Raw genomic sequence first — 25,773 nt, 5'->3', positions numbered from 1 at the left:
CTTCTCCGCGTCCCGGGGCTGGATAGGGTGGACTCGTTGAGACTCGCGTCCCGTAGTGCGGGACGCCTGAACCTGGAGCGGCTTATGAGCGCTGTGACCCCCGCTGGAGGCGACACCGCGGCGGGCCGCTCCTGGCCCCTGCTGCTGAACGGCCTGCTGGACGGCCGGGACCTGTCCGCCGACGACACCGCGTGGGCGATGGACCTGATCATGCGCGGCGAGGCGACGGACGCGCAGATCGCCGGGTTCGTGGTGGCGCTGCGGGCCAAGGGCGAGACGGTGCAGGAGATCACCGGACTGGTCCGGACGATGTACGAGCACGCGAACGTGATCGAGGTGCCGGGGCCGACCGTCGACATCGTCGGCACGGGCGGCGACGGCGCGAAGACCGTCAACATCTCCACGATGTCGGCGATCGTCATCGCGGGCACCGGCGCGAAGGTCGTCAAGCACGGCAACCGGGCCGCGTCGTCGGCGTCGGGCGCCTCGGACGTGCTGGAGAAGCTCGGCGTCAATCTGGAGCTGCCCGTCAACCGGGTGGCACAGGTCGCCGAGCAGGCCGGGATCACCTTCTGCTTCGCGGTGAAGTTCCACCCGTCGCTGCGCCATGTGGCCGCGGCGCGCGGGCAGTTGGGCATCCGGACGACCTTCAACGTGCTCGGTCCGCTGACCAATCCCGCCAAGGTGCGGGCCCAGGCGGTCGGCGTCGCCGATCCGCGCATGGCGCCGATCGTCGCGGGCGTCTTCGCCGAACGCGGCAACTCCTCGCTGGTGTTCCGCGGCGACGACGGCCTCGACGAGCTGACGACCACCGCCACCTCGCGGGTGTGGGTGGTACGCGACGGCAAGGTGACCGAGGAGGCCTTCGACCCGCGCGACGTCGGCATCGAACTCGTGCCCGTGGAGGCGCTGCGCGGCGCCGACGCGTCCTACAACGCCGAGGTCGCCCGGCGCCTGCTGGACGGCGAGACGGGGCCGGTGCGGGACGCCGTACTGCTGAACTCGGCGGCGGCGCTGGTGGCGCTGGAGCCCGGCGACGGGCCGCTGACGGAGCAGATCCGGGCCGGTATGGCGAAGGCGGCGGAGTCCATCGACTCGGGGTCCGCGAAGCGGACGCTGGAGCGGTGGGTCGCCGCGAGCAACGCCCAGTGAGTGCGTGACGTCGTCCCGCGATCCGGACACGGGTTGCGGGACGACGATCATCTCGCGTACGTTCCTGTACCAGGTCATGAGTGACAGTCATGAGGCCCCGGCCGACTGTCCGGCAACCCTCCGTCCGTGGCGGGGTGCCCCGGGTGAAGACCAGGCCGTAGGCAGCGAGGTCTACGGCAAGCGCGGGCCCCTCTCGAAACCAGGGGTCCTGGTCGTTCGAGGGAGTCTTCCGTGAGCAAGCGAATGCGATAGGGCCGCCGAGCCCCGCCTCCGCGCACCCACCTTCACTTTCTTCTTTGCTCTCACGGGAGTTCCGTCATGTCTGTCTCCACCGCTGCCTCCGTCCAGACCCTTTGTTCCCCGCTGCCCGTTCTGGGACGGGATGTCACCGTCCCGCTCGTCACCGGCGGCGAAGTCACCTACGCCGCGCTGGACTACGCCGCCAGCGCCCCCGCCCTGCAGCGCGTCTGGGACGACGTGGCCGCCTACGCGCCGTACTACGGCAGCGTCCACCGCGGGGCCGGCTACCTCTCCCAGCTCTCCACCGACCTGTTCGAGAACGCCCGCCGGACGGTCGGCGAGTTCCTCGACTGCCGCGACGACGACCAGGTCGTCTTCACCCGGTCCACCACCGACTCGCTGAACCTCCTCGCCGCCGCCCTCCCCGCCGACTGCCAGGTCTTCGTCTTCGAGACCGAGCACCACGCCTCCCTGCTGCCCTGGCGCGACGCCCGCGTCACCTACCTCAACGCCCCGCGCACCCACCGCGAGGCCGTCGAGAACCTGGAGCGCGCCCTCGCCGACCGCGCCGTGTCGATCGACGGGGGCCACGGCCCGGCCCTGGTCTGCGTCACCGGCGCCTCGAACGTCACCGGCGAGCTGTGGCCGGTGCGCGAGCTCGCCGCCGCCGCGCACGCCCACGGCGCCCGGATCGTCCTGGACGCCGCCCAGCTGGCCCCGCACCACGCGGTCAGCGTCCGTGACCTGGACGTCGACTGGATCGCCTTCTCCGGCCACAAGCTGTACGCCCCCTTCGGCTCCGGTGTCCTGGCCGGCCGCTCCGACTGGCTGCGCGCGGCGGAGCCGTACCTCGCGGGCGGTGGCGCCAGCCGCAAGGTGTCCCGGCGTGAGGACGGCGGGGTCGACGTCGAGTGGCACGACAGCGCCGCCCGGCACGAGGCGGGCTCCCCGAACGTCATCGGCGCCTACTCCATCGCCTCCGCCTGCAAGGCGCTCACCGAGGCCGGTTTCGACGAGCTCGTCGCCCGTGAGCAGTACCTGATCGAGAAGGTGCGGGCCGGCCTCGCGGAGGTGCCCGAGGTCCGGGTCCTCTCCCTCTTCGGCGACGACGCCGCCCGCGTCGGCGTGCTCTCCTTCGTCGTCGCGGGCTGGAACAGCTCCCACTTCGCCGCCGCCCTCTCCGCCGAGTACGGCATCGGCGTCCGGGACGGCCTGTTCTGCGCCCACCCGCTGGTCCGCACCCTGCTCGGCAGCGACCCGCAGGCCCAGGGCGAGTGCGGCGCCCCGGAGGCGGCACCCGGCGAGAAGTCCCTCAACGCCATCCGCGTCAGCTTCGGTGCCGGTACGCCGGACGAGCACGTCGAGCGGTTCGTGAACGCCGTGAAGGAGCTCGTGACCAACGGCGCGAAGTGGAACTACCGCACCGAGGACGGCCGTTGCGTGCCGGACACCTCCGCGTGAGCCGGTAGCCGGACGCCCGGCGGGATCATGGGGGCGACGCCGGAGACGGCGAGCAGGATGCGGAACTCCTCGATCACCGCGGCCTGTTGGCGCACGGGGTGGAACGCCACGAAGAACGCGGCCTCCGTCTCGCCGCCCGCCCGCGCGACGGCGACCTTCGCCCAGCGGATCTCGCCGGAGAGCCGGTCGAGCGTGCCCCGGACCCGTGTGGAGGCCGCCGGCGCCCGGAGCCGGGGCGTGTCAGCCGCGTCCCGCAGGGGCGCGGGGAACTGTGCGGCCAGCCACCACGAACCCGCGGTCGACCGACGACCCGGCGCCGCTGCCCGGCGGAGCGCTCAGCGGTCTTCACCGAGGTCTTCGTCGGAGGCGTCGTCACCGTCGTCACTCGCGGGGCTGTCGGTCACCGGCGGCCGGGAGACGACCTCGTCGCTCGGCGTCGGCGTGGGGGAGCCGCTGTCCGGCTCCACCCTGGGCGGCACCTCGGGCGCCCTCGGCTGGTAGGTGAGGGCGAAGCTGGTCGCGGCGACGGCGAGCGGGATCGCCACGACGGCGGTGAGGGCCGCGGTCCCGTGCGAGAGGGCCGTGCGGGCGGTCCCGCCCACCGCGCCCGGCGTTCAGGACGAGCCCGGGATGAAGCTCCTCGTCCTGAGCGGCGGCCCCTGGTGTCAGCTGTCCAGGCCGATGGCGAAGGCGGCCTCGATGTCGTGCTGGGAGTAGGTGCGGAACGCCACGTGCGTGTCCGTGCCCTCGACGCCGGGGATCTTGCTGATCCGGCCCGGGATGACCTCGGCGAGCTCCTCGTGCTCCTTCACCCGGACCATGGCGATCAGGTCGTAGGTGCCGGTGACGGAGAAGACCTCGGTCACGTTCTCCAGCGAAGCGATCCGCTCCGCGATCTCGGGGATCCGGTCCACGCTGGTCTTGATCAGGACGATCGCGGTGATCACGGCTGGTTCTCTCCCTCGGGGGCCGGAGCTGGGGCGGCTTTCACTCTAGTAGGCCGCCCGAACCGGGCCCACGCGTAGCCGAAGCCCAGCCCGAACCCCACCAGGTGCGCCAGATACGCCACCCCGGGCCCCTGCGTCGCCCGCCCCGCCGCCACCCACTGCAGGGCCGCCCAGAAGGGCAGCACGACCCAGGCCGGGAAGCGCAGCGGCAGGAAGAGCAGGAACGGCAGCAGGCTTGTCACCCGCGCTCCGGGGAAGAGGAAGAGGAACGCGCCGAGGACGGCCGAGATCGCCCCGGACGCGCCGACCAGGGACTGGGTGGAGTCGTCGTTGGCGGCGGCGTAGCCCAGCAGGGCCAGATAGCCGCAGCCGAGGTAGAACAGTGTGAACTGGACGCGGCCCATCCGCCCCTCGGTCATCGCGCCGAAGACGTAGAGGAAGAGCATGTTGCCGAGCAGGTGCACCCAGCTGCCGTGCACGAACAGGGCCGTCGCGGGAGTGAGGACGGCCCGGGGCGCGCCCTCGAACAGCTCCGCGGGCACCACGCCCCAGCGATGGAAATAGGCCTGCTGCGCGGCGATCAGCTCCTCGCCGGCGCCGTAGGCCGGATTGAGTCCCGCCGCCGGGCTCAGCAGGAAGAGCAGGCAGCACAGGGTGATCAGCCCGTGCGTCACCGGCGCCGGCGACGCGAGGGCCGAGCGTCCCGCGGCCCTGCCGAACCGAGCCCGGAAATGCGCCACGCTCCAGTTGCCGATCATGAACACAGAGCATGACGTAACCGGACGCAGTCGCACAGACCGCCTCGCCGCCGCGGACGGACGGGCGGCGAGTACCCGCCAGGCCGTAGGGTTACGAGCCACACGCACCGCAGTGCGGCGCGTGGCCGACAATAGAAGGCCTAGAGAAAAGAGCGCAGTCACGATGACGGTTCCCCTGCCGACCGACACGACGCGGTGGCGTTGCACCCTCTGTGGCAACCTCACCCGCTTCGACGTGACGCGTTCGTCCAAGGTCGTGGAGTACCTGCACCTCGATCTGGCCGGCGAGCCGAAGGTCGAGGAGCGCGAGGTGCTCAGTGAGACGATCGAGTCGGTGCGCTGCCGCTGGTGCAACGCGGTGGACAAGGTGGAACTCGTGGACAGGCCGGGCGCCGGCTCCTGACGATCGGGGACGGCCCCGCACGGATATCGAGGTGTGACGGATGGTGGAGACACAAGGCGGGGGGCCGGGCGACGGCGCCGCCGAGGTGCTCGACCGTCCGCTGCCCGACGGCGTGCGGCGCAAGGTCGTCCAGATCGTCTCCGACGGCTTCGGCGGGCTGACCGTCGGCGAACTGCCCGCGCAGCTTCGCCAGTACGCCAGATTCGCGCCGAACCGGCGGGCCAAGTTCGCCGGCAACGCGATGGCCGCCGCGCTGGAGACCGATCCGCTGTTCCGCCAGCGCATCGGCGAGAAGCTCAGAGAGGTCCAGCCGGAGCTCACCGGCGCTCTCGACTCAGGTTCGGCGCCTCCGGCCGCGGATCCGCTCGACGTGGCGGCCGCGGCCTATGTTCTGCGGCCCACCGGCTGGGTCAAGCTGGTCACGGCGGCCGGCGAGGAGGCCCAGCGGGCCGACGCCGAGCGCGCCGACGAAGAGACCCGCGCCGAGCTGGAGCGGCTGCGCGAGGAGCTGGCCCACGCCCGGGAGCACACCCGGGACGAGGCCGAGCGGCTGCGCACCGAGCTGGACGCGGCCAAGAAGGAAGCCGAATCACTTCACCGGAAGCTGCGCTCCGCCCTCAGTGACGTCAAGCGCGGCGAGGCCGCCCTGCGCAAGGTGCAGGGCGAGATCGAGACCGTGCGGGCCGAGGGGCAGGCGCAGGTCTCCGCGGCCGAGAGCGAGACCCGGCGGCTCAAGGCGCGGCTCGGGGAGGCCGAGGCCGCCCTGGAGGGCACGCGCAGAGCGGCACGCGAGGGGCGCAGTGTCGAGGACATGCGCGTCCGGCTGCTTCTGGACACCCTGCTGGACGCCACCCAAGGACTGCGCCGGGAGCTGGCGTTGCCGCCGGTCTCGGTGCGCCCCGCCGAGACCGTGGACGCGGTCGAACCCGGACGAATGACCCCGAAGGACATCGCCGCGCGGGCCCTGTCCGAGAACGACCCCGCGATCCTCGACCAGCTTCTCGCCCTGCCGCAGGCCCACTTGGTGGTCGACGGCTACAACGTCACCAAGACCGGCTATCCCCAGATGCCGCTGGAGAAGCAGCGGCTGCGGCTGCTGGGCCAGCTCTCGCAGCTCGCCGCACAGACCGGCGCCGAGGTGACCTGTGTCTTCGACGGGGCCGAGCTGGCCGCGCCGGTGCTGCTCGCGCCGCCACGCGGCGTGCGGGTGCTGTTCTCCAAGCCCGGCGTGACCGCCGACGAACTGATCCGCCAGCTGGTGCGCGCCGAGCCGCCCGGTCGTCCGGTCATCGTCGCCTCCACCGACCGCGAGGTCGCCGACGGCGTGGCGCGCGCCGGCGCGCGCCCGGTGGCTTCTGCGGTGCTTCTGAAGCGACTGTCCTGAATCGCGCAACGTGCAGGGGTAATGCCCGAATTGGGTGGACCGTCGCGCAACGTAGTGTCAATCGCGCATCACACCATGTGAGTTGTGTGTAAAGAATGCAGTGTGTGACGAGATTTTTCTTGTGAGGATTTGATCTGATCACAGGAGGGTCACTAGGGTCTGGCGTCGAACCTCCGAGCGGGTGATCACTCACAAGAAGGGTTTCACCTCAGTGGCGTCCCACCGTCGACCGAAGCAGCCGAGCCGAGCGCGCGTGACCGTGCTCACCACCGCGGCGGCTGCAGCCGTGGCCATCAGTTCGCAGGCGGCCAACGCCGCCCCAAGCGAGAAGCCGAGCAAGGACGAGGTCAAGGCCAAGGTCGACAAGCTCTACGAGGAGGCGGAGCACGCCACCGAGGAGTACAACGGGGCCAAGGAGAAGCAGGGGAAGCTCCAGAAGGAGATCTCCACCATCCAGGACAACGTGGCCCGCGGTCAGGAAGACCTGAACGAGCTGCGCGACTCCATGGGCCTGGCCGCCGCCGCCCAGTACCGCACCGGCAGCATCGACTCCTCCGTCCAGCTGTTCCTGTCGTCCGACCCGGACGACTACCTGGACAAGGCGTCCACGATGGACCAGCTCAGCGCTCAGCAGGTCGAGTCGCTGAAGAAGGTCCAGGAGAAGCAGCGCGAGCTCGCCCAGCAGCGCGCCGAGGCCGCCGAGAAGCTCAAGGACCTCTCCTCCACCCGCACCGAACTGGGCAAGAAGAAGAGGCAGGTTCAGGCCAAGCTCGCCGAGGCCCAGAAGCTTCTCAACACCCTGACGGCCGCGGAGAAGGCCGCCATGGCCGCCGAGGAGGAGCGCGCCAGCCGCTCGTCCGCCGAGCGGGTGAACCTCGGCAACACCGGCGCCGCCTCCGGCCGCGCGATGGCCGCCTTCCAGGCCGCCCAGAGCGTCATCGGCTCGCCCTACGTCTACGGCGCCTCCGGCCCGTCCTCCTTCGACTGCTCGGGCCTGACCTCCTGGGCCTTCGCCCAGGCCGGCGTCTCCATCCCGCGCACCTCGCAGGCCCAGGCGACCGCCGGCACGCAGATCTACAGCCAGTCCGACCTCAAGGTCGGCGACCTGGTCATCTTCTACGGCGACCGGCACCACGTCGGCTTCTACGCGGGCAACGGCCAGATCCTGCACGCCCCGCGCACCGGCACGGTCGTGCGCTACGAGTCGATCAACAACATGCCGTTCCAGTTCGGCGTCCGGATCTGATCCCGGCTCGACGCCCGCAAGATCAACACAGGGTGCCGCCCGAACGAGCGAATTGCGGCACCCCCGCCTGACCCCACGCCCCGCCGATGACCTGCGTCAGAGGCGGGGCGTCACTTTGTGTGCCCGCAACGGGTCGTTGGTCGCGATCCGCTCGCATGGCTAGCATCACCGCGTTCGTCGACGGAAGTTGGCGGACCTACCGCCGGACGGGCGGAAAGTCACGCCTGCGGAGGCCACGTAGGACCAGCCCTCATGGGATGGCGGCGGCCTGTGAAACAGGAACCCGAGGTGGCATCAGCGAGTCGGTGCGGACCAGAATCTCCTGCCTTCGGGCCGGAGAGGGCGTCAATGTCCGCCGCGTTTCCCCCGGCGCCGGGGGAGACCGGTGGCGTCCGGCACATGAGAGGAGAGCGGCTTCCCATGGGGTCCCATCGTCGCCTTGCATCGCCCGGGTTCGACCGGGGCGCCAACGCAGCGCTCTGCGTCATGTCGGCCGCCGCCGCGGCCCTCGGGGTCACTCCGGCCACGGCCGCGCCACAGGACGACACCCGGGCCAAGGTGGACCGCCTCTACGAGGAGGCCGAGAAGGCCACCGAGGCCTACAACAAGGCCGACGAGCGTGCCGACGCGCTCCGTGAGCAGGTGGGCCGGGCCCAGGACCGGATCGCCCGGCAGCAGGAGCACATCAACTCCAAGCGGGACGTGCTCGGTTCGCTGGCCGGCGCCCAGTACCGCTCCGGCGGCCTCGACCCCTCCCTCGCCCTGCTGCTCTCCGACGACCCCGAGGACTACCTCGACAAGGCCGCCGCGCTCGCCCGCATCAGCGCCCACCAGGCCGGTGAACTGAAAGAGCTCCAGGACGCCATGCGCGAACTCGCCCAGGAGCGCGCCGAGGCCACCGGGAAGCTCGTCGAGCTGGAGAAGAGCCGCAAGGCCGTCGCCGGTCACAAGCGGACCGTCGAGCGCAAGCTCGCCGAGGCCCGCACGCTCCTCAACTCCCTGACGGCGAGCGATCGCGCCGCCTACGACCGGGCCTCGCGCAGCGGCCGGACGGACCTGCCCGACTTCGGCAGTTCCGGCCCGGCCTCGGGCCGTGCCGCGGACGCCGTCGCCGCCGCCCGGTCGGCGCTGGGCAGGCCGTACATCTGGGGCGCCAACGGACCCTCCGGCTTCGACTGCTCGGGCCTGATCCAGTGGTCCTACGCCCAGGCCGGCGTCTCCCTGCCGCGCACCTCGCAGGGCCAGCGGTACGCCGGCCGGCAGGTCCCGCTCTCCGAGGCCCGGCCCGGCGACGTCGTCACCTACCGCTCCGACGCCAGCCATGTCGGGATGTACATGGGCAACGGCCAGGTGATCCACGCGCCCTACCCGGGCGCGCCCGTGCGCTACGACCCGGTGGGCATGATCCCCGGGGCGACGGTCACCAGGGTCTGACGTCGGCGCCCCCGCCGCCGTACGATCGGGAAGTGGCTGGTCGAAGGCGGGCGTCGGGAGCACGAGTCGTCGTCGCCGTCTGCCTGCTGCTGATCGGGCTGGTGGGCTGCGGCGGAGGGCCCGCCACCGACAGCGCCCGCGCCGAGGTGCAGAGCCTCCTGGACCGGCGGGCCACCGCCGTCCTCGACCGTGACGAGGCCGCCTATCTGCGCACGGGTGCCCGCGGCTGGTTCGGCAATCTGCGGGCGATGCCCCTCGCCGACTGGTCCTACCGCCTGACCGGGCTGCGCCGCACCGGCGACACCGCCGTCGCCGACGCCGAGCTCCGCTACCGCGTCCGCGGCTACGACCGCGCTCCCGTCCGGGCCGGCCGCACCCTGCGCCTGGACCTGGACGCCGGGGGGCGCTGGTACGTCGAGTCGGACAAGCCCGCCAAGGGCTCCGCCGAGCAGCTGTGGGACCAGGGCGAGGTCGGAGCCGTACACGGGCAGGACAGCCTCGTCCTGGGCGTCGGGCAGTCCGCCGCCCGGCTGCGGTCCTACGCGTCGCTGGCCGACCACGCGGTGCCGGCGGTCGCCCAGGCGTGGGGCACGGAGTGGGCCCGGCACGTCGTCGTCCTCGTACCGGGGTCGCTCTCCGACATGGCGGGGCTGCTCGGCGCGCCCGCGTCCTCCTACCGCGGGATCGCCGCGGTCACCACCGGTGAGACCGGCGCCCCGGCCGGCGCCCCCGCCGACCGGATCATCCTCAACCCCGACGCGTACGGCGTTCTCGGCGACACCGGCAAGCAGGTCGTCCTCACCCACGAGACGACACACGTGGCCACCCGCACCCACACCACTCCCGCCACCCCGCTGTGGCTCTCCGAGGGCTACGCCGACTGGGTCGGCTACCTCGGCAGCGGCCGCTCCCCTGCCCAGGCGGCCCCCGAGCTGCGGCGCGCGGTGGCCGAGGGCCGGGTGCCCGGAAGCCTCCCGCTGGACGCGGACTTCGGCTTCGCCGGTGACGCGACCGAGCTGGCCCAGGCGTACGAGGGCGGCTGGATGGCCTGCCGCATGATCGCCGACCGCTGGGGCGAGGTCAGACTCGCCGAGTTCTACCGTGCCGTGGGCGGCCACGAGCGGCGGGCCGGGGCGGTCGAGGGCGCGATGAAGGACGTGCTCGGGACCTCGCTGGAGGACTTCACGGCCCAGTGGGGCGAGTATCTGCGGGCACAGCTGGGCTGAGGCGGCGGGCCGGGGCTCAGGAGGGCAGGGACGTTTCCCTCGGCCGGGTGGGCTGCGCGGGTACGGCGACGGCGGCGGGGCGGGTCACCGTCGAGCGCCAGAGCACGCGGGCCGCGAGGACGGTGGCGAGGACCAGCAGGCCGTTGCGCAGGAACAGCAGCGTGACGCCGAGGCCGTCGCTGGCGACGACGTGCGAGAACCAGAGCGGGAACTCCAGGACCGTGGCCAGGCACGCCGCGAGGACCAGGGCGACCGGGAGCCGCATCCGGCTCTCCCGGAAGCACAGGCACACGGCCGCCAGGCCGACCAGCCACACCATGTACTGCGGGCTGATCACCCGGCTCGTCGTCGTGAACATCAGCACCGCCACGAAGGCCGCCTCGGCGAGCGTGTGCGCCTCGAACCGCCGCGCCCGCAGCCGCCACAGCAGCAGCCAGCCGAAGGCCAGGCCGCTCAAGCCCAGGGCGGCCGTGCTGACGACGTCGACGTACGGGCCGAGGAACTCCACCGAGCCGTAGTTCAGCAGCACCTCGCCGCTCCAGCCGTACTGCCGGGCCACATGGAAGACCAGCGCGCCCAGCGACTCCACCTCGGTGCCGCGGTCGCGCTGGAAGGTCAGGAAGGCGAAGGCGCCCGGCATGGCGAGCGCGAACACCGCCGCCAGCGCACCGGCGGTCACCGCGGCCCAGGCCCAGGCGGCGCGGCTGCGGGCCGCGAGGAGCAGCAGCACCGGCCACACCTTCAGCATCGCCCCGAAGGCCGTCAGGGCCCCCATCAGCCGCGGACGGCGGGCGCCCGCGAGCAGCGCGGCCACGGCGACGGCGGTGACCATCACGTCGTAGCGCGCGTACACGGTCGGTCCGAGCAGCGGTACGCCCGCCACCCACACCGCGGCGCCGCGCGGGGTCAGGCCCGGGCGCAGGCCCGCGTTCAGCAGGAGCAGCAGGACCGCCAGGTCGGCGGTGAACGCCAGGACGAAGAACGCCGACGGGTAGTCCAGCCAGAAGACCAGCGCGGGGGAGAGTACGGCGAGGGCGCCGGCGGGCGGGTACTGCCAGGTGACGTCGTCCAGCGGGAAGGTGCCGGTGCGCAGCACGTCGTACCAGCCCTGGTAGATGACCGAGACGTCGCTGGTGACGTCGGGGCCGGGGAAGACGTACACCTTGAACACGAAGAGCAGCAGGACGACCCTGGTCAGGCCCCAGACGCCCAGAAGCCACGCAAGGGACCGCCGCGTGCCCGTCGTCTCCACGAAATCCCCTGCCGTTCGGTGCCCGCCTTGAATGGAACATGATGTCCCCTCCGGCTGTGCGCGGGCCACCGACGTGGCCGGGCCCGGCTGTGAACGGGCCCTTCGGTAAGGTCGGCGGCGATGCACAAGACCCTGATCGTGACGAACGACTTCCCGCCCCGCCCCGGCGGTATCCAGGCGTTCCTGCACAACATGGCGCTGCGGCTCGACCCGGAGCGCCTCGTCGTCTACGCCTCGACCTGGAAGCGGGGCCACGAGGGTGCCGAGGCCACGGCCGCCTTCGACGCCGAGCAGCCCTTCACGGTCGTACGGGACCGTACGACGATGCTGCTGCCGACGCCGGGGGCGACCCGGCGGGCGGTCGGGCTGCTGCGCGAGCACGGGTGCACGTCGGTGTGGTTCGGGGCCGCGGCACCGCTCGGCCTGATGGCGCCGGCGCTGCGGAGGGCGGGCGCCCGGCGGCTGGTGGCCACGACCCACGGCCATGAGGCCGGATGGGCCCAGCTGCCCGCGGCCCGGCAGCTGCTCGGGCGGATCGGGGAGGCGACCGACACGATCACCTACCTCGGCGAGTACACGCGCTCGCGGATCGCGACCGCCCTGACACCCGGGGCGGCCTCCCGGATGGTCCAGCTGCCGCCGGGGGTCGACGAGAAGACCTTCCATCCCGGGTCGGGCGGCGACGAGGTGCGCGCGCGGCTCGGGCTGACGGACCGGCCGGTCGTGGTGTGCGTGTCCCGGCTGGTGCGGCGCAAGGGGCAGGACACCCTGATCCGGGCCCTGCCGCGGATCCTGGCCGCCGAGCCGGAGGCCGTGCTGCTGATCGTCGGCGGCGGGCCGTACGAGAAGGACCTGCGCAGGCTGGCCCACGACACGGGCGTGGCCGGCTCGGTCCACTTCACCGGCCCGGTGCCCTGGGCGGAGCTGCCCGCGCACTACGGCGCCGGTGACGTCTTCGCGATGCCGTGCCGGACCCGGCGGGGCGGCCTGGACGTCGAGGGCCTCGGGATCGTCTACCTGGAGGCCTCGGCCACGGGACTCCCGGTCGTGGCGGGTGACTCGGGCGGGGCGCCCGACGCCGTGCTCGACGGGGAGACGGGCTGGGTCGTGCGGGGCGCTTCCGCCGCGGACACCGCCGAGCGCGTCCTCGCCCTTCTCGGCGACGCCGAACTGCGCCGCAGAATGGGGGAGCGGGGCCGGGAGTGGGTCGAGGAGAAGTGGCGCTGGGACCTGCTGGCGGAGAAACTCGAAGCGCTGCTGTGACGGGCGTTCCCGGCAGCTGACCGGAGGGCGCACGCACGAAGGCGCGGGCCCTCGTGAAGGATCCGCGCCGTGAACTCGTGTGCCGGGGGGACTACTTCTGGTAGATCGCCTCGATCTCGTCCGAGTAGTCCTTCGCCACGACGTTGCGCTTCAGCTTCAGCGACGGCGTCAGATGGCCCGAGTCCTCCGTGAACTGGGCGGGCAGGATGCGGAACTTGCGCACCGACTCCGCCTTCGACACCGCGGCGTTGCCGTCGTCGATCGCCGACTGGATCGCGGCCAGCAGGTCGGCGTCCTCGCGCAGGGACGCCGCGGTGGAGCCGGCGGGCTTGCCGTGGTCGGCGCACCAGCGCTCCAGGAACTCCTCGTCGATGGTGACGAGCGCGCCCACGAACGGCCGGCCGTCGCCGACCACCATGCACTCCGCGACCAGGGCGTGCGCCCGGATGCGGTCCTCGATCACGGCCGGGGCGACGTTCTTGCCGCCCGCGGTGACGATGATCTCCTTCTTGCGGCCGGTGATGCGGAGGTAGCCGTCCTCGTCCAGGGTGCCGATGTCACCGGTGTGGAACCAGCCGTCGGCCAGCGCCTCCTCGGTCGCGCCCGGGTTGTTCCAGTACTCCTTGAACAGGTGCTCGCCGTGCAGCAGCACCTCCCCGTCGTCCGCGATGCGCACCACGGAACCCGGCAGCGGCTGGCCGACCGTGCCGATCTTCTGCCGGTCCCAGGGGTTGAACGCGGTCGCAGCGCACGACTCGGTGAGGCCGTAGCCCTCCAGGACCGTGAAGCCGATGCCGCGGAAGAAGTGGCCGAGCCGCTCGCCCAGCGGGGCGCCGCCGGAGATGGCGTACTCGCCCCGGCCGCCGAGGACCGCGCGCAGCTTGCCGTAGACCAGCTTGTCGAAGACCTTGTGCTTGATCTTCAGGCCGACGGGCGGGCCGGACGGCGTGTCCAGTGCCTGGCTGTAGGCGATCGCCGTGTCCGCGGCCTTGTCGAAGATCTTGCCCTTGCCGTCGGCCTGGGCCTTGGCGCGCGCCGAGTTGTAGACCTTCTCGAAGACGCGCGGGACGCCCAGGATCAGCGTCGGTCGGAACGAGGCCAGCTCGTCGGTGAGGTTCTTGATGTCCGGGACGGTGCCCAGCTTGATCGGTGCCATCATCGGCGCGACCTGCACCAGGCGCCCGAAGACGTGCGCCAGCGGCAGGAACAGCAGGACCGAGCACTCGCCGGTGCGGAACAGCGGGCGCAGCCGCTCGACGATGTTGCCGCACTCCGCGAAGAAGCTGCGGTGGGTCAGCACGCAGCCCTTGGGGCGGCCGGTGGTGCCGGAGGTGTACACGATCGTCGCCGGGTCGTCGGCCTTCGCCAGCGAGCTGCGCTCCTCGACCGTCGCGTCGCTGATGTCCTGGCCGAGCCGGCCCAGCTCCTCGACGCCGCCGCCCTCGATCTGCCACACGTGCTTCAGCGCGGGCAGCCGGTCGCGCACCGACTCGACGGCGGCGGTGTGACCGTCCAGCTCCGTGATCATGGCGGTCGCGCCCGAGTCGCCGAGGATCCACTGCACCTGCTCCGGTGAGCTGGTCTCGTACACCGGCACGGTGACCGCGCCGGCCGACCAGATCGCGAAGTCGAGCAGCGTCCACTCGTAGCGGGTGCGGGACATCAGGCCCACCCGGTCGCCCGGCTGGACGCCGGCGGCGATGAGCCCCTTCGCGGCCGCGCGCACCTCCGCGAGGAACGTGGTGGCCGAGACGTCCTGCCAGGCACCTGCCACCTTGCGGGCGATGACGGCCACGTCCGGGTGCTGCGCGGCGTTTCTGCGGACGATGTCGGTCAGGTTCCCGTCCGCAGGGACCTCGTACAAAGCCGGAAGGCTGAACTCGCGCAAGACTGCTGCTCCTCATAGGGCGCCGGCGCCACGACGTTGTGTGATGCGACGGTCCGGTCCACGGCTCGGGCAAGTGCTCAGGGATTCACAAGTTGAAATCCAGAGCACGACTGGACCGACCGGACGTTACCCGCCGGTATGGCTTCTTCGACAGGGGGTCCCGGCGAGATGTTCGCTGCGTCACACGGATTGGTGTTTCTGCGCGCACAGTAGTCGAGCGCTCTGACGACTGGCCAGTAACCGCCGGTTCGGCTGCCACTGTTCACGTATGCCGCACACGCCTACCCTTGATCGCCATGGCACCGACACCGCCCCGAAACCGCAGGACCCGCGTTCATGTGGTCAGCGATGTGCACGGCAACGCCCGTGACCTGGCCCGGGCCGGCACGGGCGCGGACGCCCTGATCTGCCTGGGTGACCTGGTGCTGTTCCTGGACTACGCGGACCACTCGCGAGGCATCTTCCCCGACCTGTTCGGGGTGGAGAACGCCGACCGCATCGTGGAACTGCGTACCGCCCGGCGCTTCGAGGAGGCGCGGGAGTTCGGGGCGCGGCTGTGGGCCGGGATCGGCGCCGACCGGCGCGCGGCGATCGAGAAGGCGGTGCGCAAGCAGTACGCCGAGCTGTTCGCGGCGTTCCCCACACCGACGTACGCCACCTACGGCAATGTCGACATGCCGCCCCTGTGGCCGGAGTACGCCGGGCCCGGCACGACGGTGCTGGACGGGCAGCGCGTCGAGATCGGCGGCTGGACCTTCGGCTTCGTGGGCGGCGGACTGCGCACCCCGATGCGCACGCCGTACGAGATCAGCGACGAGGAGTACGCGGCCAAGATCGAGGCCGTCGGCGAGGTGGACGTGCTGTGCACGCACATTCCGCCGGAGGTCCCGGAACTCGTGTACGACACGGTGGCCCGCCGGTTCGAGCGCGGGAGCAAGGCGCTGCTGGCGGCGATCCGCCGCACCCGCCCGCGCTACTCCCTCTTCGGACACGTCCACCAGCCGCTGGTGCCGCGGATGCGGATCGGGGCCACGGAGTGCGTGAACGTGGGGCACTTCGCGGCGTCCGGCACGCCATGGGCACTGGAATGGTGAGCGAATTCGGGTGCGGTGGGCGCTTTCGCGACAATCGCGCAGGTGGGGGTGGAGTCGGCCGGTGAGGCGCGCGGTAGCCTTCACGCTGCGCACGCGTGCGCACCACGACTTCCCTACCGGCCCGCATCTGGAGGAGCCACGGCGATGGCGGAACACACCAGCTCGAGCATCACGATCGAGGCGGCACCGGCCGACGTGATGGGGGTGATCGCCGACTTCGCCCGCTACCCGGACTGGACCGGCGAGGTGAAGGAGGCGGAGGTCCTCAAGGCCGACGCCGAGGGCCGGGCCGAGCAGGTCCGCCTCGTCATGGACGCCGGCGCGATCAAGGACGACCAGGTCCTCGGGTACACCTGGACCGGCGAGAACGAGGTGTCCTGGACGCTGGTGAAGTCCCAGATGCTGCGCTCCCTCGACGGCTCGTACATCCTCAAGCCGGCCGGCGCCGGCTCCACCGAGGTCACCTACCAGCTGACGGTCGACGTCAAGATCCCGATGCTGGGGATGATCAAGCGCAAGGCCGAGAAGGTCATCATCGACCGTGCGCTGGCGGGGCTGAAGAAGCGGGTCGAGTCGGGCAGGTAGCGGCCACTGGCCGTGGGGGTGGCGGCAGCTTGCCGGGTGCGGCTTTGTCGTGGCCGGTCGCGCAGAGCCCCGCGCCCCTGAGGGCGTCGCAGCCCTGTTCCGGGTGGGCGCAGGCAGCACCCCGCCGGCGCCGGGCTGCGTGACCCGCCCCCGCTCCGGCCGCAACGCCGGGCACCGCGCAACAGGGCTGAACCCGGCGTCCGTTACGGTTCACCCCCATGCGCACCATCCTGATCACAGGCCCGGGCGGCAGCGGTCGTACGACAGTCGCCGCCGCCACCGCGCTCGCCGCCGCCGGTGAGGGCACCCGCACCCTCGTCCTCAGCGCGGACCGCACCGACACCCTGGGTGCGGCTCTCGGCGTGGCCACGGGCGCGACCCCGACCCGGGTCGCCGAGACGCTCACCGCCTGGCGCCCCGACGCCGCCACCGGATTCCGGGACGACCTCGCCGCCTTCCAGGAACGCGCCACCACCGCTCTCGACCTCCTCGGCGCCTCCCGGCTCGACCCGGAGGAGGTCACCCCCCTCCCCGGCGCGGAGGAACTCGCGCTGCTGCGGGCGCTGCGGGACGCCGCCCTCACCGAGGCCCACGACCTGCTCGTCGTCGACCTGCCCGCGACCCCGCACGCCCTCGCCCTGCTCTCCCTCCCCGAGGAACTGCGCCGCTACCTGCGCCGCCTCCTCCCGCCGGAGCGGCAGGCGGCCCGGGCGCTGCGGCCCGTCCTCGGCCGGCTGGCCGGCGTGCCGATGCCCGCGGAGTGGCTGTACGAGACCACCGCCCGCTGGGACGTCGAGCTCGCCGCCGTGGAGGCCGTCCTCGCCGACCGCGACACCGTCGTACGGCTGGTCGCCGAACCCGGCCCCGGCGGCGGCGACGCCGTGCGCGCAGCCGGCCTCGCCCTCGCCCTGCGCGGCCTGCGCCCCGAACTGCTGATCGCCAACCGGGTCCTGCCGGAGGCGGAGGCCGCGGCCGGCAGCTGGCTGGCCGGCCCCGTCGCCCAGCAGCGCAAGACTTTGGAGGACTGGGAGGAGGCGTACGACGTCCACCGCGTCGCCCACCTCGGACACGACCCCCGCGGCGCCGACGACCTCGCCGCGCTCACGACGCCCGCCGTCAACGGCACGTCCTCCACCGTCGGGTGGCCCGTCACCGACCGGCTCGCCGAGGACGGCGTCCTGGTCTGGCACATCCCGCTGCCGGGCGCCGCCCGCGACGAGCTCGACCTCATCCGGCGCGGCGACGAACTCGTCGTCACCGCCGGGCAGTTCCGGCGCATCGTGCCGCTGCCGTCCGCCCTGCGCCGGTGCGCCGTGGACGGGGCCGCGCTGCGCGACGGCGAGCTGCGGATCCGGTTCGCGCCGGATCCGGACCTCTGGCCGCGGTCCCGGTGAACCAGGTACGCCCGTTCGGGTAACGTCGTAGGGACGAACCGTAGTCAGGAGTCCGTCATGAGCGAAGAGCTCCCCCCGTCCGACGCCACCGAGCCCGAGGCCGTCGACGAGGCACGGGCCACCGACGCCGACGCCTGGGCGACGGCATGTGCCGAGGACCTCGAGGCGGAGAAGGCCCGCCGCCGCGCCGAGCACGGAGTGCCGCCCGGCTCCGCCGCCGAGGAACTGCGCAAGCTCGTCGACGCCGTCGCGGACAAGCTCTCGACCATCCAGTCGCCGCTGCTCGGCGCGGTCGCCGGACCCGCCGCCCAGCAGGTGGTCAAGCAGGTCGTGGAGCAGGCCAAGGCCGCCGTCGAGCCCGTCATCGACCGCAACCCGGACGTCTTCGACCACCTGGCAGCGGCCGGCAACGAACTGCTCGCCGCCTACCGCTCCGCCGTCCAGAACCAGGAACAGCGCTGGACGAGCCGTCCGAAGGACACCCAGGAACTGGACGAACTCGACGACGACAAGCGCGACCCCGGCGAGGGCACCGGCCCCGGCCAGCGCATCGATCTGGACTGACGGCGCACGACTCCCTCATTGCGCCCGGTCCGCCGGACGGACGCCGGGCACCCGAGGGGAGGGCCTCGGGTACGGTTGGCCGTAGCGGGGCTCGACCGAAACTGAGGGATTCATGGGACTCACCATCGGCGTCGACATCGGCGGTACCAAGATCGCGGCCGGTGTGGTCGACGAGGAAGGCAACATCCTCTCGACCCACAAGGTGCCGACCCCGGGCACGCCCGACGGGATCGTGGACGCCATTGCCTCCGCCGTCGAGGGAGCACGGGCCGGGCACGAGATCGTGGGTGTGGGCATCGGTGCGGCCGGTTACGTCAACCGCCAGCGCTCCGAGGTCTACTTCGCGCCGAACATCGACTGGCGCAACGAGCCGCTGAAGGAGAAGGTCGAGGCCCGCGTCGGCCTCCCGGTCGTCGTGGAGAACGACGCCAACGCGGCCGCATGGGGCGAGTACAAGTTCGGCGCCGGCAAGGGCCACCGCAACGTCATCTGCATCACGCTGGGCACCGGTCTCGGCGGCGGCATCATCATCGGCAACAAGCTGCGCCGCGGGCACTACGGCGTCGCCGCCGAGTTCGGCCACATCCGGATGGTCCCGGACGGGCTGCTGTGCGGCTGCGGCTCGCAGGGCTGCTGGGAGCAGTACGCCTCCGGCCGCGCCCTGGTCAGGTACGCCAAGCAGCGCGCCAACGCCACCCCGGAGAACGCCGAGATCCTGCTCGCCCTGGGCGACGGCAGCCCCGACGGCATCGAGGGCAAGCACATCTCCATGGCCGCCCGCCAGGGCGACCCGGTCGCCGTCGACTCCTACCGTGAGCTCGCCCGCTGGGCCGGCGCCGGCCTCGCCGACCTGGCCTCCCTGTTCGACCCGTCCGCCTTCATCGTCGGCGGCGGCCTCTCGGACGAGGGCGAACTGGTCCTGGACCCCATCCGCAAGTCCTACAAGCGCTGGCTGGTGGGCGGCAACTGGCGCCCGGTCGCCGACGTCATCGCCGCCCAACTCGGCAACGACGCGGGCCTGGTGGGCGCGGCCGACCTGGCCCGGGAGCCGGACCCGATCATGTAGCGGTCGCCTTTCGAGGTGCGCCCACCGTGCCGACCCAGGGGCGCGGGGCTGTATCGATGTGTGACTCCGTCACGTGGCGCGACCGGCCACGACGAACCGGCAGTCGCGCACAAGCCTCGCGCCCCGAGTCGGGGGGCGTACATTGATCCACATGGCGCTGCTGCCCGAATCCCGAACCGAACCCGACGGCTCCGCAGTCATCCGCGTCCTCAGCTACAACATCCGCTCCCTGCGTGACGACACCGACGCCCTCGCCCGCGTCATCCGTGCCTGCGCCCCCGACCTGGTCCTGATCCAGGAAGCCCCCCGCTTCTTCCGCTGGCGAAAGAAGCTCGCCCGCCTGGCCCGCGCCTCGGACCTCGTCGTCCTCACGGGCGGCGCCACCGCCGCGGGCCCGGCGATCCTGTGCAACCTGAGGGCGACCGTGGAGCGGACGCAGGACGTGCTCCTCCCGCTCACCCCCGGACTCCACCGGCGCGGCTTCGCCACGGCCGTGGTCCGCTTCGGCGGCGCTCGCCTCGGCGTGCTCAGCTGCCATCTCTCGCTGCGGAAGGACGAGCGCCTCCAGCAGGGCGGCATGCTCCTGGACCGCCTCGCCGGCCTGGGCACGGAGCACGCCATCGCCGGCGGCGACCTCAACGACCGCCCCACCGGCCGCACCTTCCGCCTGCTCGCCGAGAGCCTGCAGGACTGCTGGGCCACCGCGCCCTGGGGCGGTGAGTACTCCTCGACTCCGGCCGACCCGCACCAGCGCATCGACGCGATCTTCGCCACCAAGGGTGTCGAGGTGCTCGGCTGCGGCGTCCCGGCCGGCCGGCCGGGGGTGACGCCGACAGACCTGAGGGCGGCCACGGACCACCTTCCGGTCCTGGCCGCCCTCAGAGTCCCCGCAGCGCAGTAGGTCAGACGACGGCACCCCGGCCGGGGTCGTCGTCGCCCTCGTCATCGGTCTTCATCCGCATCACCAGGGTGGCGAACCCGCCCAGGAACCCGCCGATGCCGAGGGTGGCCAGCCACCACGTCATCTCCCACCCGAACAGCACGGCGAGCAGCAGCAGGACCGGCCCGCCGACCACCGCGAGCCAGGCGAACTTCGCCGTCGCGTCGGCGGCGGGCAGCGGCGGCGGCTCCGGCGGCACGAAGTGGCCCTCGTCGTCGGGCTCGAAGTCGTCCTCGGACGGCTCGGCCACGCTGTAGTCGCGCGGTCCGACGCCGGGCGCGAAGGACACCGAGCTGCCCAGCGGCCCGGCCGGCTTCTCCTGGCCGGGCTCGTCGGCCGGCCGGACGGCCTCGCCCTTGTCGCCCTCTTCGCCCTTGGGCTCCGGGGCCGGGGCACCGCTCGTCTCGCCGTTCGCCTCGGTCTCCAGCAGTGCCAGGTCCTCGACCGACTTGAAGGGCTTCGAGCCCGGCGGGTCCTTCGGCTCCTCGCCGAACCCGGCGACGATCGCGGCCCAGGCGGCGTCCTCGTCGAACGGAACGTGCTGCTCCTCGGGATCGCTGTCCTCACGCCTCTCGCGATCGGAGTCGTGCTCAGCCACGTGTGGTCGTCCCTTCCTTGCCGACGCCGGTCGCGAGCCGGTCGATGAATCCGAGGCTCTCCTCGAAGATCCGGTCCGCATCATGGTCCAACGTCGCCACGTGATAGCTCTGTTCCAGCACGATCTCCGTTACGTCCGTGGAGGACACCCGGCTCAGGATCCGGGCCGTGTCCACGGCGGGCACGGTGTGGTCCTGCCTGCTGCGCAGCACCAGCAGCGGCTGGGTGACCTGGGGCAACTCGCCGTCGACCAGCCGGAAGAAGTTCCGCAGGGAGTGCGCCGAGTGCAGCGGCACCCGGTCGTACCCGAGCTCGGCGGAGCCCTCCTTGGCGATGTCACTGGCGATCCCCGGCACCGTGCGGACGAGATGCCGGGAGACCGGAAGGGTGTACGCGAACAGGCCGTGCACCTTGTTCGCCGGGTTGACGACCACGACCCCGGCCACGTCCTCCCCGTGCTTCGCGGCGAGCCGCAGGGCCAGGGCGCCGCCCATGGACAGACCGGCCACGAAGACCCGCGCGCAGCGGTCGCGCAGGACGCGCAGCTCGCGGTCCACCTCGGCGTACCAGTCCTGCCAGCCGGTGAGCCGCATGTCCTCCCAGCGGGTGCCGTGCCCCGGCAGCAGCGGCAGCGAGACGGTGAGCCCGCGCTCGGCGAGGTACTCCGCCCAGGGGCGCAGCGACTGCGGGGAACCGGTGAAGCCGTGGCAGAGGAGGACCCCGACCTCCCCGCCGTCTCGGCGGTACGGCTCGGCTCCAGGAAGGACCGGCACCTTACGGTCTCCTGTTCGTGAGAAGGACGACATGGACGACAGCGATGACATCAACCCACGCGGCGCAGCCGCGTGCCGATAGAGCCAGGTGTGCTTCACCGTACGCGACCGCACTGACACCGACCAGGGCCGTCGGGCTCATTGACGGCGCTCCGGGTTAAGGTCTGATCGACAGACACAGGAGGCACTCGGTTGTTGTACGGCACGATGAAGGTGGCCATCGGGGGACCGTTGAAGGTCGCCTTCCGGCCATGGGTGGAAGGGCTGGAGAACATTCCCGCCGAGGGCGCCGCGATCCTGGCGAGCAATCACCTGTCGTTCTCCGACTCGTTCTTCCTGCCCGCGGTCCTGGACCGCAAGGTGACCTTCATCGCGAAGGCCGAATACTTCACCACCCCCGGCGTCAAGGGCCGATTGACGGCCGCCTTCTTCAAGGGCGTCGGCCAGCTGCCCGTGGACCGCTCCGGGGCGCGCGGCGCGGGTGAGGCCGCCGTCAAGAGCGGCATAGAGGTCCTGGAGCGCGGCGAGCTGTTCGGCATCTACCCCGAGGGCACGCGCTCGCCCGACGGCCGGCTCTACCGGGGCAAGCCCGGCGGCCTCGCGCGCGTGGCGCTCGCCACCGGCGCGCCGGTCATCCCGGTCGCCATGATCGACACGGAGAAGATCCAGCCGCCGGGCAAGGTCGTGCCCAAGCTCATGCGGCCCGGCATCCGGATCGGCGAGCCCCTCGACTTCAGCCGGTACCAGGGCATGGAGCACGACCGCTTCGTGCTCCGCGCGGTGACCGACGAGGTCATGTACGAGATCATGAAGCTCTCCGGCCAGGAGTACGTCGACATGTACGCGACCGCCGCCAAGCGGCAGATCGCGGACGCGGCGAAGGCCGAGAAGGAACAGGCGAAGAAGGCCCAGCAGGAGAAGTAGCGGGTCGGCAGGAGAAGCGGGCGGACGAGGCGGAGCGGTCCGGGCCGGGACAGGGCAGTCTTGGCCGGGGCGTTCCGACGACAAGGGGGTGGGGGCATGGCCAGGCGCGAGCGGGTCATGCGGATGTCCGTCGAGCAGCCGCTGTGGCGCGCGCTCACCGGATACCGGGTACTGACGATGGTCTACGCCGTCGGACTGTTCGTCAGCGCCTACGACGAGGTCGCCCGCCCCTGGGTGGCCATCGCCTACTTCGCCGTCCTGGCCGTGTGGACGCTGGCCACCCTGCCGAGGGTCGCGAACGCCGCGAGCTGCACCAAGCGCTTCCTCGCCGCGGACCTCACCATGGCCCTGACCGGCATCCTCCTCACGCGGATCGCCGAGTCGCCCGAGCGGATCGAGGCCGGCGCCCCGACCCTGCCGTCGATATGGACGGCGGGCGCCGTGCTGGCGTTCGCCATCAAGGGCGGCTGGCGCTGGGCCGCGTTCGCCTCCACGCTGGTGGCCGCCGCCAACCTGATCCACCGCTCCGGCGTACCGACCCGCGACACCGTCCACATGGTGCTGCTCGTCTGGATCGCCTCCATCGCCATCGGCTACGTCGTCGAGGTCGCCCGCGCCTCCGAGCGCACCCTGGCCCGCGCCCTGGAGATCGAGGCGGCGACCCGGGAGCGGGAGCGACTCGCCCGGGACATCCACGACGGCGTGCTCCAGGTGCTCGCCATGGTGCAGCGGCGCGGCGCCGTCATCGGCGGCGAGGCGGCCGAGCTGGGCCGGCTGGCCGGCGAGCAGGAGGTGGCGCTGCGCACCCTGGTCTCCGGCGGCCTGGTACCCGTGTCGCGGGTGTCGGAGGACGCCGCCGACGGCGCCCTCGTACGGGCCGTGGACGAGCCCGACGACTCCGACGGCCCCGTCGACCTGCGTGTGCTGCTCGCCCCGTACGCCGGCGCGAGGGTCAGCCTCGCCGAGCCGGGGGCGCCGGTGACGCTGGCGCCGGCCGCCGCGCGGGAACTGGCCGCGGCCGTCGGAGCCGCCCTGGACAACGTCCGCAGGCACGCCGGCGAGCAGGCACGCGCGTGGATCCTCGTCGAGGACGAGCCCGGCGAGGTGATCGTCACCGTGCGGGACGACGGACCCGGCATCCCGGAGGGTCGGCTCGCGCAGGCCGAGGGCGAGGGGCGGCTCGGCGTCGCCCTGTCGATCCGGGGGCGTCTGCGCGAGCTCGGCGGCAGCGCCGAACTGATCTCGGTGCCGGGCCAGGGCACCGAGGTGGAACTGAAGGTACCCAAGGCCACCAGCGCTTCACGGGGGAAGGCGGAGCAGCGATGACGGACACCACGAGCGAGCAGCGCGGCCCGATCAGGGTCATGGTGGTCGACGACCACCCCATGTGGCGCGACGCGGTCGCCCGCGACCTGAGCGAGTCCGGCTTCGACGTGGTCGCCACGGCGGGCGACGGCGACCAGGCGGTGCGCCGCGCCAAGGCCGCCGCTCCCGACGTCCTGGTCCTCGACCTGAACCTGCCCGCCAAGCCCGGCGTCCAGGTCTGCAAGGAACTCGTCGGCCACAACCCCGCCCTGCGCGTCCTCGTCCTGTCCGCGAGCGGCGAGCACGCCGACGTGCTGGAGGCGGTGAAGTCCGGCGCCACCGGCTATCTGCTGAAGTCGGCCTCGACCGAGGAACTCCTCGACGCGGTGCGCCGTACGGCGGTGGGGGACCCGGTGTTCACGCCGGGCCTGGCCGGTCTGGTGCTCGGCGAGTACCGCCGGCTCGCCTCCGAACCGGCGCCCGCCGCCCAGGACGCCGACCAGCCCGGTGCCCCGCAGCTCACCGACCGCGAGACCGAGGTGCTGCGGCTCGTCGCCAAGGGCCTGAGCTACAAGCAGATCGCCGAACGCCTGGTCATCTCCCATCGCACGGTGCAGAACCACGTCCAGAACACCCTCGGCAAACTCCAGTTGCACAACCGGGTGGAGCTGGTGCGGTACGCGATCGAGCGCGGCCTCGACGACGAGTGATCCGGCGGCGCCGGCTTGACGGCGTGTAAACCGGCCACCCGGCCATTCACCGGAATTGCCGTTCCGACCCATCCCGTTGTGACCTGGCTCACCATTAGCGTGGCCTCACCAGGCAACCGCGGCGAAGGGACATTTCCATGCGGGTCGGAGTACTGACCGGAGGCGGCGACTGCCCCGGTCTCAACGCCGTCATCCGGGCCGTCGTCCGCAAGGGCGTGCAGGAGTACGGCTACGACTTCGTCGGCTTCCGGGACGGCTGGCGAGGTCCGCTCGAGAACGACACCGTCCGTCTCGACATCCCCGCCGTGCGCGGCATCCTGCCCCGCGGCGGCACCATCCTCGGCTCCTCGCGCACCAACCCCCTCAAGCAGGAGGACGGCATCCGCCGTATCAAGGAGAACCTCGCCAAGCAGGAGGTCGAGGCGCTCATCGCCATCGGCGGCGAGGACACCCTCGGCGTCGCCACCCGCCTCTGCGACGACTACGGCGTGCCCTGCGTCGGCGTGCCGAAGACCATCGACAACGACCTGTCCGCCACCGACTACACCTTCGGCTTCGACACCGCCGTCGGCATCGCGACGGAGGCCATCGACCGGCTGCACACCACCGCCGAGTCCCATATGCGCGTCCTCGTCTGCGAGGTGATGGGACGTCACGCCGGCTGGATCGCCATCCACTCCGGCCTGGCCGGCGGCGCCAACGTCATCCTCATCCCGGAACAGCGCTTCGACGTCGACAAGGTCTGCGCGTGGATCACCTCGCGCTTCAAGGCGTCGTACGCCCCGATCGTGGTCGTCGCCGAGGGCGCCATGCCCAAGGACGGCGACATGGTGCTCAAGGACGAGTCGCTGGACTCCTTCGGACACGTCCGGCTGTCCGGGGTCGGCGAGTGGCTGGCCAAGGAGATCGAGAGGCGGACGGGCAAGGAGGCCCGTACGACGGTCCTCGGGCACATCCAGCGCGGCGGCACCCCGAGCGCCTTCGACCGCTGGCTGGCCACCCGCTTCGGACTGCACGCCATCGAGGCCGTCCGCGACGGCGACTTCGGCAAGATGGTCGCCCTGCGCGGCACGGACATCGTCCGCGTCCCGATCGCGCACGCCACCGCCAAGCTCAAGACGGTGGATCCGAAGCTGTACGAAGAGGTCGGGGTCTTCTTCGGCTGAT

The 25,773-nt window shown here is 72.1% G+C and carries 25 protein-coding genes and 1 riboswitch; of the genes, 18 read left to right on the top strand and 7 right to left on the bottom strand.

Going from position 1 to position 25,773, the window contains the following annotated elements:
• Positions 1-84: 84 nt before the first annotated feature.
• Together trpD and AC3ETA_RS43770 are read left to right on the top strand one after the other, a co-directional pair.
• Positions 85-1,152 carry an anthranilate phosphoribosyltransferase gene (gene trpD, locus AC3ETA_RS43775; RefSeq protein ID WP_432198485.1) on the top strand — a complete coding sequence of 356 codons (1,068 nt, stop codon included), beginning with the start codon at positions 85-87 and terminating at the stop codon, positions 1,150-1,152.
• Positions 1,153-1,224: 72 nt separating this feature from the next.
• Positions 1,225-1,341: riboswitch (SAM riboswitch) on the top strand.
• A gap of 129 nt (positions 1,342-1,470) precedes the next feature.
• The gene (locus tag AC3ETA_RS43770; RefSeq protein WP_432198484.1) at positions 1,471-2,853 is read left to right on the top strand and encodes an aminotransferase class V-fold PLP-dependent enzyme; all 1,383 of its coding nucleotides are present in this window, start codon (positions 1,471-1,473) and stop codon (positions 2,851-2,853) included.
• 335 nt (positions 2,854-3,188) lie between these two features.
• Here the strand turns inward: AC3ETA_RS43770 and AC3ETA_RS43765 are convergent, their stop codons facing one another.
• The 3 genes from AC3ETA_RS43765 to AC3ETA_RS43755 form a co-directional block, all read right to left on the bottom strand.
• Positions 3,189-3,455 carry a small secreted hydrophilic protein gene (locus AC3ETA_RS43765; RefSeq protein WP_432198483.1) on the bottom strand — a complete coding sequence of 89 codons (267 nt, stop codon included), beginning with the start codon at positions 3,453-3,455 and terminating at the stop codon, positions 3,189-3,191.
• Between the two features lie 63 nt (positions 3,456-3,518).
• The gene (locus AC3ETA_RS43760; protein WP_269642305.1) at positions 3,519-3,800 is read right to left on the bottom strand and encodes an Lrp/AsnC family transcriptional regulator; all 282 of its coding nucleotides are present in this window, start codon (positions 3,798-3,800) and stop codon (positions 3,519-3,521) included.
• On the bottom strand, positions 3,797-4,558 hold the full coding sequence (locus AC3ETA_RS43755) for a rhomboid family intramembrane serine protease (protein ID WP_432198482.1): 762 nt from the start codon (positions 4,556-4,558) through the stop codon (positions 3,797-3,799). Before AC3ETA_RS43755 ends, AC3ETA_RS43760 begins: the two co-directional genes overlap by 4 nt.
• Before the next feature lie 163 nt (positions 4,559-4,721).
• Here AC3ETA_RS43755 and AC3ETA_RS43750 point away from each other — a divergent pair, with 163 nt between their 5' ends.
• From AC3ETA_RS43750 to AC3ETA_RS43730, 5 genes are all read left to right on the top strand, one after another.
• On the top strand, positions 4,722-4,961 hold the full coding sequence (locus AC3ETA_RS43750; RefSeq protein WP_030953300.1) for a hypothetical protein: 240 nt from the start codon (positions 4,722-4,724) through the stop codon (positions 4,959-4,961).
• Positions 4,962-5,001: 40 nt separating this feature from the next.
• Entirely contained in the window at positions 5,002-6,345 is a 1,344-nt protein-coding gene (locus AC3ETA_RS43745; protein ID WP_432198481.1) for an NYN domain-containing protein, read from the top strand.
• Between the two features lie 211 nt (positions 6,346-6,556).
• Positions 6,557-7,591 (top strand): C40 family peptidase, encoded by a 1,035-nt coding sequence (locus AC3ETA_RS43740; RefSeq protein WP_432198494.1) that lies wholly within the window; start codon positions 6,557-6,559, stop codon positions 7,589-7,591.
• Between the two features lie 420 nt (positions 7,592-8,011).
• Positions 8,012-9,025 (top strand): C40 family peptidase, encoded by a 1,014-nt coding sequence (locus AC3ETA_RS43735; RefSeq protein ID WP_432198480.1) that lies wholly within the window; start codon positions 8,012-8,014, stop codon positions 9,023-9,025.
• A gap of 32 nt (positions 9,026-9,057) precedes the next feature.
• Entirely contained in the window at positions 9,058-10,251 is a 1,194-nt protein-coding gene (locus AC3ETA_RS43730; protein ID WP_432198479.1) for a hypothetical protein, read from the top strand.
• Between the two features lie 16 nt (positions 10,252-10,267).
• On the opposite strand, the gene AC3ETA_RS43725 is transcribed toward AC3ETA_RS43730, so the two are convergent.
• Positions 10,268-11,503 carry a glycosyltransferase 87 family protein gene (locus AC3ETA_RS43725; RefSeq protein WP_432198478.1) on the bottom strand — a complete coding sequence of 412 codons (1,236 nt, stop codon included), beginning with the start codon at positions 11,501-11,503 and terminating at the stop codon, positions 10,268-10,270.
• Between the two features lie 120 nt (positions 11,504-11,623).
• Here AC3ETA_RS43725 and AC3ETA_RS43720 point away from each other — a divergent pair, with 120 nt between their 5' ends.
• Entirely contained in the window at positions 11,624-12,766 is a 1,143-nt protein-coding gene (locus AC3ETA_RS43720; protein WP_432198477.1) for a glycosyltransferase family 4 protein, read from the top strand.
• 91 nt (positions 12,767-12,857) lie between these two features.
• Here the strand turns inward: AC3ETA_RS43720 and AC3ETA_RS43715 are convergent, their stop codons facing one another.
• The gene (locus AC3ETA_RS43715; RefSeq protein ID WP_432198476.1) at positions 12,858-14,654 is read right to left on the bottom strand and encodes an AMP-dependent synthetase/ligase; all 1,797 of its coding nucleotides are present in this window, start codon (positions 14,652-14,654) and stop codon (positions 12,858-12,860) included.
• Between the two features lie 296 nt (positions 14,655-14,950).
• Between AC3ETA_RS43715 and AC3ETA_RS43710 the strand changes: the two genes are divergently transcribed.
• The 6 genes from AC3ETA_RS43710 to AC3ETA_RS43685 all read left to right on the top strand — a co-directional run bounded on the left by AC3ETA_RS43710 (position 14,951) and on the right by AC3ETA_RS43685 (position 20,258).
• Positions 14,951-15,748 (top strand): metallophosphoesterase family protein, encoded by a 798-nt coding sequence (locus AC3ETA_RS43710; RefSeq protein ID WP_432198475.1) that lies wholly within the window; start codon positions 14,951-14,953, stop codon positions 15,746-15,748.
• Positions 15,749-15,892: 144 nt separating this feature from the next.
• Entirely contained in the window at positions 15,893-16,333 is a 441-nt protein-coding gene (locus AC3ETA_RS43705; protein ID WP_432198474.1) for an SRPBCC family protein, read from the top strand.
• A 218-nt stretch (positions 16,334-16,551) separates the two neighbouring features.
• Positions 16,552-17,727: an ArsA family ATPase gene (locus AC3ETA_RS43700; RefSeq protein WP_432198473.1), complete on the top strand. Its 1,176-nt coding sequence runs from the start codon at positions 16,552-16,554 to the stop codon at positions 17,725-17,727.
• A 57-nt stretch (positions 17,728-17,784) separates the two neighbouring features.
• On the top strand, positions 17,785-18,291 hold the full coding sequence (locus tag AC3ETA_RS43695; protein ID WP_432198472.1) for a DUF5304 domain-containing protein: 507 nt from the start codon (positions 17,785-17,787) through the stop codon (positions 18,289-18,291).
• A gap of 112 nt (positions 18,292-18,403) precedes the next feature.
• Entirely contained in the window at positions 18,404-19,357 is a 954-nt protein-coding gene (locus tag AC3ETA_RS43690; protein WP_030958018.1) for an ROK family glucokinase, read from the top strand.
• Positions 19,358-19,508: 151 nt separating this feature from the next.
• Positions 19,509-20,258, top strand: coding sequence for an endonuclease/exonuclease/phosphatase family protein (locus AC3ETA_RS43685; RefSeq protein ID WP_432198471.1), 750 nt, complete (start codon positions 19,509-19,511; stop codon positions 20,256-20,258).
• Position 20,259: 1 nt separating this feature from the next.
• On the opposite strand, the gene AC3ETA_RS43680 is transcribed toward AC3ETA_RS43685, so the two are convergent.
• A complete protein-coding gene (locus tag AC3ETA_RS43680) occupies positions 20,260-20,895 on the bottom strand; it encodes a hypothetical protein (RefSeq protein ID WP_432198470.1) in 636 nt (211 codons plus the stop codon).
• Positions 20,888-21,667 (bottom strand): alpha/beta hydrolase, encoded by a 780-nt coding sequence (locus tag AC3ETA_RS43675; RefSeq protein WP_432198469.1) that lies wholly within the window; start codon positions 21,665-21,667, stop codon positions 20,888-20,890. Before AC3ETA_RS43675 ends, AC3ETA_RS43680 begins: the two co-directional genes overlap by 8 nt.
• Before the next feature lie 195 nt (positions 21,668-21,862).
• Between AC3ETA_RS43675 and AC3ETA_RS43670 the strand changes: the two genes are divergently transcribed.
• The 4 genes from AC3ETA_RS43670 to AC3ETA_RS43655 all read left to right on the top strand — a co-directional run bounded on the left by AC3ETA_RS43670 (position 21,863) and on the right by AC3ETA_RS43655 (position 25,772).
• The gene (locus AC3ETA_RS43670) at positions 21,863-22,591 is read left to right on the top strand and encodes a lysophospholipid acyltransferase family protein (protein WP_432198468.1); all 729 of its coding nucleotides are present in this window, start codon (positions 21,863-21,865) and stop codon (positions 22,589-22,591) included.
• Between the two features lie 96 nt (positions 22,592-22,687).
• Positions 22,688-23,917, top strand: a complete 1,230-nt coding sequence (macS, locus tag AC3ETA_RS43665) for a MacS family sensor histidine kinase (RefSeq protein ID WP_432198467.1) — start codon at positions 22,688-22,690, stop codon at positions 23,915-23,917.
• Positions 23,914-24,606, top strand: coding sequence for a response regulator (locus AC3ETA_RS43660; protein WP_432198466.1), 693 nt, complete (start codon positions 23,914-23,916; stop codon positions 24,604-24,606). The genes macS and AC3ETA_RS43660 overlap by 4 nt, the downstream gene beginning before the upstream one ends.
• 137 nt (positions 24,607-24,743) lie before the next feature.
• Positions 24,744-25,772: a 6-phosphofructokinase gene (locus tag AC3ETA_RS43655; protein ID WP_432198465.1), complete on the top strand. Its 1,029-nt coding sequence runs from the start codon at positions 24,744-24,746 to the stop codon at positions 25,770-25,772.
• The last annotated feature ends 1 nt before the right edge of the window (position 25,773 follow it).

The organism is Streptomyces sp. bgisy027, assembly GCF_057710365.1.
The sequence above is the reverse complement of the archived record's forward strand: the minus strand, read 5'-3'. Positions and strand labels throughout refer to the sequence as shown.